We start from the raw sequence: 12368 nt of genomic DNA on the forward strand, positions 1-12368 counted from the left end.
GTTCGGTGGGGGGAACAGGGCGCGCATCAGCCGCGGAGTGCGGCCAGCTCGGACAAGGTTTGGGCCAGGACGCCCTCGAGTTCGCGAACCAGGTCCGGTACGGGCTGGGTCTGACCGGCCCGGGCGGCCTTTTCGATCTGCTGGCAGAGGGCGACGACTTTTCGGGCGCCCAGGTTCATGCTCATGCTTTTGAGCGAATGGGCGTGGAAGGCCAATTGGGTGGGGTCGGCCACGGCCTGGCGCAGTTGGTGAAGCTGTTGCGGAGCGGTTTGTTGGTAGAGGTCGATGAGCTCCTGCAGCATGGTGAGATTCTCGCCGGATGGGATGTCGCGTAACTCCTCGAGCAGCTCCCGATCCAGCAGGGCTTCGGGTGCAGCCTGGGGCTGTCGGGCGAGGAAGGCGGTGGTGTCGAATTCGCGGAGGCGCGTGGGACCCCAGCGTTCGAGGGCGTTCTGGATCTCTTCGATGCGGATCGGCTTGGAGATGTAGTCGTCCATTCCGGCGGCGAGGCATTTCTCGCGATCGCTGGCGAAGGCGGCGCCGGTGATGGCGATCAAGCGGGGGCGTTTGTGCCGGGGCCAGTGTTGATGAATGTGGCGGGCGACCTCGAGTCCGTCCATCTCCGGCATTTGCACATCGAGGAAGAGAATATCGTAATCCTGGCGTTGCAGGGCGGCCAGGACTTCCCGGCCGTTCGTGGCGGTGTCGGCCTGGTAGCCGAGCTTGCGCAGAATGGTGAGTCCCACCTTGAGGTTGATGGGGTTGTCGTCGGCGACCAGAAGGCGCAGGGGCAGGCGTCGGGCGAGAGTGGCGTCCAGGACGGGCGGCGAAGGGGTTTTCTTTTCGCGTTGGATTTGGACGCCGATGGCACGACAGAGCGTGTCGAGGAGTTGAGCCGGCCGGATGGGTTTGTAAACGATCAGGTCGAACCCGGCCTGAGTGGCGCGACGATCCTCCTGACGCAGGGGCAGGCTCGAGAGGAGGATCACGGGAAGCGGGCGTCCGCCGGGCCGCTGTCGAATTTGCTGCGCCAGCGCCAGGCCGTCCGTGCCGGGCAGTTGCTGGTCCACCAGAGCCACGTCCACGCCCGGGGTGTGCTCGAGGAGGTTCAGGGCTTCTGCGGCCGTACTGGCGGTGGTCACGCGCATCCCCCACTGGGTGGCCCGGTGCCGCACTAGGCGTTGGTTGGTGGGATTGTCCTCCACCAGCAAAAGGTGCTTCCGCAGCAGCACGGGCTGAGGGGACTGCCAGAGGGCCGGGGTGGTGGCGGGAGCGACGCAGGCCTGAATGGTGAAGTGGAAGGTGGCACCTTTGCCGGCGTCGCTTTCCACCCAGATGCGGCCGCCCATCAGTTCACAGAGGCGCCGGCAGATGGCCAGGCCCAGGCCGGTCCCGCCGTAGTGTCGGGCGGTGGAGGCGTCCACTTGTTGGAAGGATTTGAAAAGGCGGTCCTGTTTGTCCAAGGGGATGCCAATGCCGGTGTCACGCACGGAGAAATGCAGCAGGACGTTGGGGGCTTCGCCCGGGGCGGTCGAAGCGGCCGTGCGAGGCAGACCGGAACGGTCGGGACTTCCCGCGGGTCGGACCTCCACGACGACTTCGCCGGCATGGGTGAATTTGACGCCGTTGGAAAGCAGGTTGACCAGGATCTGGCGCAGACGGGTGACATCGCCAATGATCACGCGGGGCAGGTGGTCATCGAGCAAATAAGCCAGATCGAGATTCTTTTCCGCGGCCTTGGGGGCGACCTGTTCCAGGGCTTCCTCGATGCAGGCGTGCAACTCGAACGGGTGTTGTTCCAGTTCGAGCTTGCCGGACTCGATTTTGGAGAAGTCGAGGATGTCGTTGATGATGGTCAGGAGGGACTCGGCGCTGTGGCGGGCGGCTTCGGCGTATTCGCGTTGTTCCTCGGTCAATTCCGTGGCCAACAGGAGGTTGACCATGCCGATGACACCGTTCATGGGGGTGCGGATCTCGTGGCTCATGTTGGCCAGGAACTCGGTTTTGGCGAGGGTGGCCTCCTCGAGCTTCTGGTTCAGCGCCAGGAGGGCCGCGTTGTTTTCCATCAATTTTTGTTGGCTTTCACGCAGGGCCCGATAGGCGGCGTCGCGCTGCAACAGGTTCAGGTAGGCGCGGGAGTGGTAGCGGATGCGTGCGATGAACTCGGGTGCGTCCGGAAGCTTGACCAGGTAATCGTTGGCTCCGGCGGCGAAGGCGCGGCTCTTGGTTTGCGAATCGTCGCGGACGGACAGGACGAGGATCGGAACGTCTCTGGTGGTGGGATGGCCCCGGAACTGCGCCAGCAGGCTGAGGCCATCGATCCCGGGGAGCAGCAGGTCCAGCAGGATCACTGTGGGCCGGACTTCGGTGGCCACGGCGAGGGCCTCCCGGGGATCGGCGCAGTAGTGAAAATCGATGTCGGGTTCCGTGGCGAGGATACGACGAACCGCTTCGCAAACCACGGCCTGGTCGTCCACCAGCAGGACCATGGTGCGATAATCGGCCGAGGGCCACCCCGTCGGCAGGGGAGCCCTGGCCTCGGGCCCTTCCCGCGGCGTGATGTTGGTCATGGCGGCCGGTTCCTCCGTGCCGGGTTTGGGGCACGGCACCTCTCCGGTTCCAACCTGCGCGATTCTTGCGCGCTCCAGCCCCGCGGCAGGTGCGGCGTTGCCCACGGTTCAACCGCGGGCTGGCGACATCCACGCGCCGCCGTTTCCGGGGCAGGCTGCGCATTCCGCTGGGATCTCATGCTGGCGCGTCCCGGCGGCCTCGGCAACAGGAAACCCGCGCGGGACCGCCGGGGTCGGAGCTCGTGGGCGGGCGACTCGCGTCGCCGGGGCCGGGTGGGCAGGGCAATTCACCTTGCAGGGGCGGCGAAGCTCCACTAGGTTTGGCCGCGCTTACGGAGCGGGGACGGTCTCATGCAAACCACCACGGAGATCGGATACAACTCGAAGGTCGAGGGCGACGTCATTGTGACGCGCCTGGAGGCCGCTTTGAACTGGTTCCGGCAGTATTCGCTGTGGCCGATGCCGATGGGGTTGGCGTGTTGCGCGATCGAACTGATGGCGGCCGGGGCCAGTCGGTTCGATATTGCGCGGTTCGGGGCCGAGGTGATGCGGTTCAGTCCGCGCCAGTCGGACGTCATGATCGTCTCGGGCACCGTCACCTACAAGATGGCGTTGGTGGTGCGGCGGTTGTATGAACAGATGGCCGAGCCCAAGTGGGTCATCGCGATGGGGGCCTGTGCCTCCACGGGGGGGATGTACCGAAGCTACGCGGTGTTGCAGGGGGTGGACCGGATCCTGCCGGTGGACGTCTATGTGGCCGGATGCCCGCCGCGACCGGAGGCGTTGCTGGATGCGTTGATCAAGTTGCAGGCAAAGGTTCGGCGGGAGCCGGTGCTGCGGACCCTGAAACAACCGGGACCCGCCCTGCCGACGCGGCCGCCGGTGTTGCAAGCCGGACTTCAACCATGACCGCGCTCGAGTTGGCTCAACAGTTGCGCAACCGCTTCGGAGGGCTCCTGGGCGAGCCGCTCGAATTTCGCGGGGAGGTCAGCCTGGAACTGTCGGATCCGGACTGCATTGCCGAGGTTGGCCGGGTGGCCCGCGACGAGCTGGGCTTTGACCTGTTGCTGGACATCACCAGTGTGGACAACTTCGACCAGCCGCCGCGGTGGTTGATCGTCTACCACCTGTACAGCCTGCGGCATCGCCAGTTCCTGCGACTCAAGACCCGCGTGAGCGAGGAGAAATCGGAGCTCCCCACGGTGACGACCGTCTGGCCCGCCGCCGACTGGCATGAACGCGAGATTTATGACATGATGGGCGTGCGCTTTCGCGGCCATCCCGATTTGCGGCGGATCCTCATGTGGGAGGGTTACCCGTACCACCCCTTGCGCAAGGATTTTCCCCTTGGCGGTCTGCCCAGCGACGTGCCGGGCGTGGCCTTCACCGAACCGGCGCCCCTGGAGGGCGGCCCGTTCGTCACCCTGCCGGGAGCCCCGGACGCGATCGCCCGCGAGCCACGGGCCCGACCGGTGCAAAAAGAGTCCTGAAGCGCGGACGCGTTCCGGGAACGCGGTCCGCAGGGGACAGGCTGAACGCATGAGCAACCAGCACGAACTGACGTTTGGCGACGCGGCCGCGCGCATGGAAGAAGCGCGCGCGGCACTGCCGTCACCGCCGGACGAAGGGCCGTGGGAGGAGATCCACGGCGACCGAATGGTTCTGAACATGGGCCCGTCGCATCCCTCCACGCACGGGGTCCTGCGCATTGTCCTGGAGTTGGACGGGGAGGTGATCACGCGCGCCACGCCCGACATTGGTTACCTGCATCGCGGCGACGAGAAGATCGCCGAGAACATGACGTGGACGCAGTTCATCCCGTACACGGATCGTCTGGATTACCTGGCGCCGCTGGCGAACAACGTCGCCTACGCACTGGCCGTGGAAAAACTTCTGGGCATTCACGATCGCCTGCCGCCGCGCTGCCAGTACATTCGCGTGATCTGTGCCGAACTGGCGCGGATTTCGGCGCATTTGCTGGGTCTGGGCAGCTTCGCCATGGACGTCGGCGCCGTGACCGTGTTCCTGCACACGTTCACCGAGCGCGAGAAGATCTACAACTTTTGCGAGGCCCTCACCGGAGCCCGGTTCACCACCAGCTACACCCGCATCGGCGGGCTGTCACGCGACACGCCTCCGGGCTGGTGCGATGCGGTGCGCCGGTTTTTGGATGAGTTGCTGCGGGCGGTGGACGAGGTGGAGACGCTGTTGACCCGCAACCGCATCTGGGTGGACCGCACGCAGGGCCTGGGAGTGATTCCGGCCGAGCTGGCGATTGCCCACGGGTTGACCGGGCCCAACCTCCGCGGCAGCGGCGTGGCCCACGACCTGCGAAAGGCGCATCCCTACCTTTGTTACGCGGAACTGGAGTTCGACGTGCCCGTGGGGTCCACGGGCGACTGCTACGATCGCTACCTGGTGCGCATGGAAGAGATGCGGCAGAGCGCGCGAATCATCCGGCAGTGTCTGGATCGGCTGCCGGGGGGCCCGGACAATGCCACGGGCGAGCCGATCTGCGTGGACGATGGCAAAATCGTTTTGCCGCCCAAGCACAAGGTGCTCACCTCGATGGAGGAGTTGATCCACCAGTTCATGCTGGTGACGCAGGGGATTCATTGTCCACCGGGCGAGGTCTATTTCGGGCACGAGAACCCCAAGGGCGAACTGGGCTTTTACATTTACAGTCGGGGCGGGGGCAGCCCGTGGCGGCTGAAAATCCGCTCGCCCTCCTTTTGCAATTTGAGCATCCTGCCCCGGCTGTTGCCGGGTCACCTCCTCAGTGACACCACGGCCATTCTGGGGTCGCTCGATTTTGTCATGGGCGAGTGTGACCGCTAGGGGAGGGAAGGCCCGGGGCGGACAATGCACGGGCCGCGAAGGCGGCGCTCGTCCCCGGGAAGGAACACAAAGGGATGGACTGGACGGTACCCAGGGCGTTGGAGGAGCGGATTGACGCGTTGGTGGCGCGATATCCGGTGAAGCGGAGCGCGTCGCTCATGGTCCTGCACGCGCTGCAGGAGCACTTCGGATGGCTGTCGCAGGAGGCCATCGAATGGACGGCCCGCAAGCTGGAATTGCAGCCCATTCACATCTATGAACTGGTGACGTTTTATCCGATGTTCCGGCAGCAACCGGCCGGTCGGTACCAGATCAAAGTGTGCCGCACGCTCAGCTGCATGCTGGCAGGGTCCCATGAGGTGCACCGGAGATTGTGCGAACGCTTGGGGCTGGATCCGCACCGGCACGGCCCGCAGACCACCGCGGATGGCCGGTTCACCGTCGAGTTCGTCGAATGTCTGGCCAGTTGTCACACGGCCCCGGTGTTGATGATTAATGACAAGCTTTGTGCCCACATACGGCCCGAGCAGGTCGACTCGTTGTTGGCCGATCCGGACGCCGTTCCCAATGCGGAGCGCGTGTCGCCCGTGGCATCCGATTCCCGCGCATGAAAGGCTCTGCGCTACCGGTCTCGGGCCCCAATCCCTCGCGCTACGGACCTGTTGCCGTCGGCGGCGGGCTCGGAAAACGCCGGCAGGGTGGGGGAGACAAACGGATTCGGGACAAAAAGAATTGGCTGCCCGACATGGATTCGAACCATGACAAACAGATCCAGAGTCTGCTGTGCTACCGTTACACCATCGGGCAACCCCGTCTGCTAGAGAGACTACGCGTTTGTGCCGCGGAGTCAAGGGGCCAGCCCGCCCGCCTGCCCTAGGCATATGCCGGCCGAGTATCGACTGATTTTGAAGCACGCTTCGGAGCCGGGGTACACGCCGGACCTGGCGTGCTACCTGCGCCACGGGGGGTACGAGACCCTGCGGAAGGGCCTGACGTTGCCGCCCAAGACCCTGCCCGATGGCCGGGTCTTGAGTGCGCAGGAGCAAATCCGCGAAGAGGTGCTGCGCTCCGGCCTGCGGGGCCGTGGCGGCGCGGGCTTTTCCTGCGGCATGAAGTGGAACTTCGTGGACCGCAAGAGCGGCAAGCCCATCTACCTGATCTGCAATGCCGACGAGTCCGAGCCCGGCACCTTCAAGGATCGCCAGATCATCTACCGCGATCCCCATCAATTGCTCGAAGGGATGATCCTGGCGTGCTTTGCCAACGACGTGCACCTGGCGTTCATTTACATCCGGGGTGAGTTCGTGGAGGGGGCGAGGATTCTGGAGCGGGCGCTGGAGGAGGCGCGGGCGCACGGTTTTCTGGGCCGCAACATTCTGGGCACGGGTTATGATCTGGAGATTTACGTGCACCGCGGCGCCGGGGCCTACATTTGCGGAGAAGAGACGGGGCTGATCGAGTCGCTCGAAGGGAAGCGGCCGTACCCGCGGATCAAGCCGCCCTATTTCCCGGCCGTGTTGGGGCTGTACATGTGCCCCACCATCGTCAACAACGTGGAGACGCTCTGCAACATCAAGCACATCGTCGCCATGGGCGGTGCGGAGTTTGCCAGGATCGGGACCCCCAACAACACCGGCACCCGTCTGGTCAGCTTGAGCGGGCACGTGCGACGGCCGGGGTGTTATGAGATCGAAACGGGCAAGGTCACGCTGGGTGAGTTGATTTTCGATCCGGCCTTTGGCGGGGGGCTGCGCGAGGGGCGCCAATTACAGGCGATCATCCCGGGCGGGGTGAGCGCCAAGGTCTTCCGGGCCGGGGAGCGTGTGACCCTGCGTCGCCGCGGATTGGACGGCAAGGAGACCGTTGAGGAACGGGACGTGTTGGATCTGCCGTACGATTTCGACACGTTGATCGCGGCCGGCAGCATGTCGGGGTCCGGGGCCATCATCGTGGTGGACGATTCCGTCAGCATGGTGGAGGTGTTAGCCAACATCAGCGCCTTCTTCGCCCACGAAAGCTGCGGTCAATGCACGCCCTGCCGGGAAGGATCCCTGTGGATGGCCAAGATCCTCCAGCGGCTGGCGGCGGGGCAGGGCCGGCGCCGGGATGCGGACGACCTGCTGCACATTGCCGACAACATTCCGGGCGGCCGGACGATCTGCGCGTTTGGCGATGCATGTTCGTGGCCGGTGCAAAGCACGGTGCAGAAATTCAAGGAACAATTTGTGGCGCGCGGGGCCGAGGCCGAAGCGCGAAGGGCTGCCCAACGCGCGGCTTCGGCGGCTTCGGCGGCCGCTTCGACGCCGGGCCGGGCCCCGGTGGAGGCGACCGCCCAACCGTCACCAGTGGCGATTCCTAGCGGATCATGAGCGCTGGTTCCCTCACTCCCAATCCTGCGGTGACCTCGGCGGGTTCGATCGCGGCTCCTCCGGAGACCCTGCGCGTCCGCGTCAACGGGAAGGAGGTCGTGGTGCCGCGCACCATGCCGGACTGGCAGGGCCGGCCCGCGCCCACCACGATGCTGCAGGCATGTGAAATCGCCGGGGTGACGGTGCCCCATTACTGTTACCATCCCAAGTTGCCCGTGGCCGGCAACTGCCGGATGTGCCTGGTGGAATACGGGACGCCGGCACTGGGGCCGGATCGCCAGCCCATCCTCAATCCGGACGGCACCCCGCGGATCGTGCGGTCGCCCCGACCGGCCATCGCTTGCGCCACACCGGTCAGTCCGGGCATGGAGATTTACACGGACACGCCGGGTGTCAGGGCCATGCGGGCCGGGGTGCTGGAGTTCCTGCTGATCAACCATCCATTGGACTGCCCGATTTGCGATCAGGCGGGAGAATGCAAGCTTCAGGAGTATGCGCTCGATTACGGCGAGAGCCGCAGCCGGTTCGTGGAGGCCAAGGTCCACAAGCCCAAGGCCGTGTTGTTGGGGCCGCGGATCGTGTTCGATGCGGAGCGGTGCATTCTCTGCACCCGTTGCATTCGGTTCACGCGGGACATCGTGGGCGATGACGCACTGGGGATTCTGAACCGCGGCAGTTACAACACGATCGCCACGGCACCCGGCCGGGCGTTCGACAACAACTACACCCTCAACACCGTGGACATTTGTCCCGTCGGCGCACTGACCTCGCGGGATTTCCGTTTCCAGATGCGGGTCTGGTTCCTGAAGGAAACCAAGAGCATCTGTCCCAGTTGCGGCACGGGCTGCAACATCCTCATCGGCTCCCGGCAGGGTCGGATCTATCGTTACACCCCCAGACCCAACGATGCCGTCAACAGCCATTGGATGTGCGATTATGGTCGGCTGAATTACAAGTGGATTCACCGGCCCGACCGGTTGCAAAAGGTGCTGATTCAGGGACAGCCGTCGACCTGGGAGCGCGCCATGCTGGAAATGGTTCAGCGGCTGCGCCAGGCCACCCCGGGCACGGTGGCGATCGTGGCTTCCGCCCGCCTGAGCAACGAAGAACTCTGGTTGCTGGCCCGACTCAAGCAGCATTTCCGTGCCTTGAGCGATGCCGTGCCCCGGGAGGGCGAGGGCGATCACCTGCTGCTGCACCCGGACCGCAACCCGAACAGCCAGGGCGCACGGCTCACAGGGATCTGTTACACCGAAATGGGCAGCGTCCTGCCGCGGATTCTGGACCAGGTGCAAAAGGGCACCGTGCGCACGTTGCTGGTCTTCGGAGAAGACGTGACGCGACACGGCTTCGAGCCGGACCTGTTGCAGAAACTCGACACCCTGATTGTGTCGGATGTGTTGCCCAACGCCACCACGGCCCTGGCCCACTATCTGTTGCCCGGGTCTGCCCCCGCGGAAAAATCCGGCAGCTTCACCAACGTCCAAGGACGCGTGCAACGGTTCCATGCGGCCATCGCACCTCCCGGCGACGCACGGCCCGAGTGGGAAATGCTCGCGGAACTGGTGGAAAAAGTGACGGGTCAGCGACTGCCGTCTCATCTGCCCGGGCTGTTCGATGCCATGGCGGCAGCGGTGCCGGCTTATCGGGGGCTGACCTGGGCGGGCCTGGGCGACCTGGGGGTCTCGGTGCCGGTCTGAAGGACGACGCGGACCCTGGTAACAATCTCATCGAGTCCCGGAGGGTGAAGGAAGCATGAGCATGTGGGAACAGTTGAACCCGGCAACCCAGGCGGCCCTGGTGACCGTGCTCCGCGCGGTGGGGGCGTTTGCCGTGTTGATGTTCCTGGTTTCCTACATCGTGCTGATCGAGCGCAGGGTGTGTGCGTTCATCCAGGATCGCGTGGGTCCGAACCGTTGCGGCCCCCTGGGGTTGCTCCAACCGGCGGCGGACGCCATCAAGGCCTTTCTGAAAGAGGATTTCACTCCCGCGCATGTGCGCAGAGTGCTGTTCACGCTGGCGCCGGCCCTGGTCATGATGCCGGCCATTCTGAACCTCGCCGTGATCCCCTTCGGCTCGGCGCCCGGAACAACCTCCGGTTCCTGGGTGGTGGCGGACCTGAATGTGGGCCTGGTGTACGTGTTTGGCATCGTCTCCCTCAGTGTCTACGGGATTGTCCTGGCCGGTTATGCCTCCAATTCGCGCTACCCGCTGTTGGGCGGGCTGCGATCCGGTGCCCAGCTCATTTCGTACGAGGTCCTGATGGGCCTGTCCGCGGTCCCGGTCTTTTTGTGGGTGGGTAGCCTGAATCTCAGCGAGATCCTGGCTGTTCAGGCGGGCCGCGCAGATTGGGCTCCCGCCTGGTTGCCGGTCCCCAACTGGCTGGTGTTCCAGAGTCCGATGCTGTTTCTGTCGTTTTGCCTGTTCCTGGTGGCGGCCTTTGCGGAAACGAACCGGACCCCGTTCGATTTGCCGGAGGCGGAACAGGAGCTGGCCGGGGGCTACAACATCGAATACAGCTCGATGCGGTTCGCGCTGTTTTTCATGGGCGAATATGCCGCCATGATTCTGGCCTCCGCCCTCATGACGACGCTGTTTTTCGGTGGTTGGACCCTGCCCGTCGGGGGATTGGACCGGCCGGCGGCCACTGTCTGGGGTGGATTGTTGCACGTGGCCATTTTTCTGGGCAAAGTGCTGGCGTTTTTGCTGGTGTTCATCTGGGTGCGGTGGATGTGGCCGCGGTTCCGGTACGACCAACTGATGCAACTGAGCTGGCACCGGTTGATTCCGCTGGCCCTGGGCAACATTGTCGCAACCGCCGTGTGGCTCTGGTGGCGCGCGGGCTGACGGTGGCGGGGAGGCACGAAACCCGGAGACAGAAAGCATGAGTCGGGGCAACAACCAACGGACGAGGCGGCCGGGGTCGACAGCCCCCGGGACCGGGCCGGTCGCGGGGGTCGGCGATGGCACGCGTTGGCTCATGTAGCATGACCACGGTCGTCAAACGCAAGCCATTGAACCTCTGGGAGCGCCTTTACCTGCCGGCGGTCTGGGGCGGGCTCAAGGTCACCCTGCGGCATTTTTTCCGCAGAAAGGTGACCCTCCAGTATCCGGAAGAGAAATGGGTGGTGCCCGAGGGTTACCGGGGCGCGCCTTATCTGGTGCGCGACCAGGATGGCAACACCAAGTGTGTGTCCTGCCAGTTGTGCGAGTTTGTTTGCCCGCCCAAGGCCATCCGGATCGTGCCGCCCGGCCCGGACGGGCCGCCGGCGGATCGGCCGAATGCCGAGAAGATGCCGCTGGAGTTCGAAATCGACATGTTGCGGTGCATCTTTTGCGGGTTCTGTCAGGAGGTCTGTCCCGAGGAGGCCATTTTCCTCATGAAGGATTATTCGCTGACGGGGACCAGTCGGCAGGAGATGATTTACAACAAGGAGAAACTGCTGGCCCTGGGAGGGGTGCACGCGGGGATTCAGAAATGGAAACACAAGCTGGAAGAGGCACGCGCTCAAGAGGACTTCCCGCCGCCGACGTGAACCGGACCGTGTCTCCGGGGTTGTGTGCCGGCCCGGCCGGGCCGTATGGCTCGGGGGAGGTGTTCGAGGCATGAGCCTGCCGGACCTTTTGTTTTATGGGTTTGCCCTTGTGGCGCTGGTGAGCGGGGTGCTGGTGGTGTGGAATCCCTTCAGCCGCAACCCGGTCAACAGCGCGTTGTTTTTGGTGGTCACCATCCTGGCGCTGTCCGGACTGTTCGTTCTGCTGCGCGCCTACTTCGTAGCGGCCGTGCAGGTGCTGGTGTACGCCGGGGCCGTGATGGTGCTGTTCCTGTTCGTGCTCATGTTGTTGGATTTGCGGGAGGAAGCCAGGCGCCGGTTGCGCCTGGCCACGCTGATGACCGGCCTGGTGGCCGTGGGGCTGGCCACGGGCCTGTTGCTGCGAGCCCTGTGGCAGAACCGACCGGGCGAGGCGTTGCCGTCGATGGCCATGGAGGGAACCGTGCATCCCCTGGGCCGGCTCTTGTTTACGGATTACCTCCTGCCTTTGCAGGGCATGGGATTGTTGCTGCTGGTGGCCATGATCGGGGTGATCATCCTGAGCAAACGGGACCTGCCATGAGCACGGGCAAACCACACCAGAGGCGCCGGAGCCGGGCGGCCTTGCGGAAGCGCCGTGCGCCGCGGACCAGACCGTTCACGGAGGATTGACCCATGGAATGGAAACCCGGTTTGGAGCACTATCTCACGGTCAGCTTTTTGTTGTTCGGCCTGGGCCTGCTGGGTGTGGTGGTGCGCCGGAACCTGCTGGTGATGTACATGAGCCTGGAACTGATGCTCAACGCGGCGAATCTGGCCCTGGTGGCTTTCTCGCGGTTCCGTGGCGATTTGAACGGGCAGATGCTGGTGTTTTTTGTCATCACCGTGGCCGCGGCCGAGGTGGCCGTGGGTCTGGCCCTGTTGGTGGCCCTGTACCGTCAGCGCCAAACCGCCCATGTGGAGGATGTCAACCTGTTGCGCCTGTGAATCCCCGCGTGACGGCTGAGAGAGCGGGTCGGAACGAATCACCGCGCGGCATGGGCATGGGCCCCGCCCGC

The 12368-nt window shown here is 64.7% G+C and carries 11 protein-coding genes and 1 tRNA gene; 10 read left to right on the top strand and 2 right to left on the bottom strand.

What is annotated here, in order from left to right; genetic code table 11:
- Positions 1 to 26: 26 nt before the first annotated feature.
- The gene (locus ACPDIT_RS13360; RefSeq protein ID WP_423444264.1) at positions 27 to 2570 is read right to left on the bottom strand and encodes a response regulator; all 2544 of its coding nucleotides are present in this window, start codon (positions 2568 to 2570) and stop codon (positions 27 to 29) included.
- Positions 2571 to 2921: 351 nt separating this feature from the next.
- Between ACPDIT_RS13360 and nuoB the strand changes: the two genes are divergently transcribed.
- The 4 genes from nuoB (at position 2922) to nuoE (ending at position 6019) form a co-directional block, all read left to right on the top strand.
- Positions 2922 to 3479, top strand: a complete 558-nt coding sequence (gene nuoB, locus ACPDIT_RS13365; RefSeq protein ID WP_423444266.1) for an NADH-quinone oxidoreductase subunit NuoB — start codon at positions 2922 to 2924, stop codon at positions 3477 to 3479.
- Complete coding sequence (locus ACPDIT_RS13370) at positions 3476 to 4060, top strand: NADH-quinone oxidoreductase subunit C (RefSeq protein WP_423444268.1); 585 nt, start codon at positions 3476 to 3478, stop codon at positions 4058 to 4060. Before nuoB ends, ACPDIT_RS13370 begins: the two co-directional genes overlap by 4 nt.
- Before the next feature lie 49 nt (positions 4061 to 4109).
- Complete coding sequence (nuoD, locus tag ACPDIT_RS13375; RefSeq protein WP_423444270.1) at positions 4110 to 5408, top strand: NADH dehydrogenase (quinone) subunit D; 1299 nt, start codon at positions 4110 to 4112, stop codon at positions 5406 to 5408.
- Positions 5409 to 5482: 74 nt separating this feature from the next.
- Complete coding sequence (nuoE, locus tag ACPDIT_RS13380; RefSeq protein ID WP_423444272.1) at positions 5483 to 6019, top strand: NADH-quinone oxidoreductase subunit NuoE; 537 nt, start codon at positions 5483 to 5485, stop codon at positions 6017 to 6019.
- A 122-nt stretch (positions 6020 to 6141) separates the two neighbouring features.
- Here nuoE and ACPDIT_RS13385 read toward each other — a convergent pair.
- Positions 6142 to 6215 (bottom strand) — tRNA-Gln (locus ACPDIT_RS13385).
- 74 nt (positions 6216 to 6289) lie between these two features.
- Between ACPDIT_RS13385 and nuoF the strand changes: the two genes are divergently transcribed.
- From nuoF to nuoK, 6 genes are all read left to right on the top strand, one after another.
- Positions 6290 to 7777: an NADH-quinone oxidoreductase subunit NuoF gene (gene nuoF / locus ACPDIT_RS13390; protein ID WP_423444274.1), complete on the top strand. Its 1488-nt coding sequence runs from the start codon at positions 6290 to 6292 to the stop codon at positions 7775 to 7777.
- Positions 7774 to 9477, top strand: a complete 1704-nt coding sequence (locus ACPDIT_RS13395) for a molybdopterin-dependent oxidoreductase (protein WP_423444276.1) — start codon at positions 7774 to 7776, stop codon at positions 9475 to 9477. Before nuoF ends, ACPDIT_RS13395 begins: the two co-directional genes overlap by 4 nt.
- 61 nt (positions 9478 to 9538) lie before the next feature.
- Complete coding sequence (gene nuoH / locus ACPDIT_RS13400) at positions 9539 to 10624, top strand: NADH-quinone oxidoreductase subunit NuoH (protein WP_423444278.1); 1086 nt, start codon at positions 9539 to 9541, stop codon at positions 10622 to 10624.
- Positions 10625 to 10764: 140 nt separating this feature from the next.
- On the top strand, positions 10765 to 11313 hold the full coding sequence (locus tag ACPDIT_RS13405) for a NuoI/complex I 23 kDa subunit family protein (RefSeq protein WP_423444280.1): 549 nt from the start codon (positions 10765 to 10767) through the stop codon (positions 11311 to 11313).
- Between the two features lie 70 nt (positions 11314 to 11383).
- Complete coding sequence (locus ACPDIT_RS13410) at positions 11384 to 11893, top strand: NADH-quinone oxidoreductase subunit J (protein WP_423444282.1); 510 nt, start codon at positions 11384 to 11386, stop codon at positions 11891 to 11893.
- Between the two features lie 92 nt (positions 11894 to 11985).
- Complete coding sequence (nuoK, locus tag ACPDIT_RS13415; protein WP_423444284.1) at positions 11986 to 12297, top strand: NADH-quinone oxidoreductase subunit NuoK; 312 nt, start codon at positions 11986 to 11988, stop codon at positions 12295 to 12297.
- The last annotated feature ends 71 nt before the right edge of the window (positions 12298 to 12368 follow it).

The sequence above is a fragment of the Limisphaera sp. VF-2 genome, assembly GCF_049537125.1.
Classification (GTDB): domain Bacteria; phylum Verrucomicrobiota; class Verrucomicrobiia; order Limisphaerales; family Limisphaeraceae; genus Limisphaera.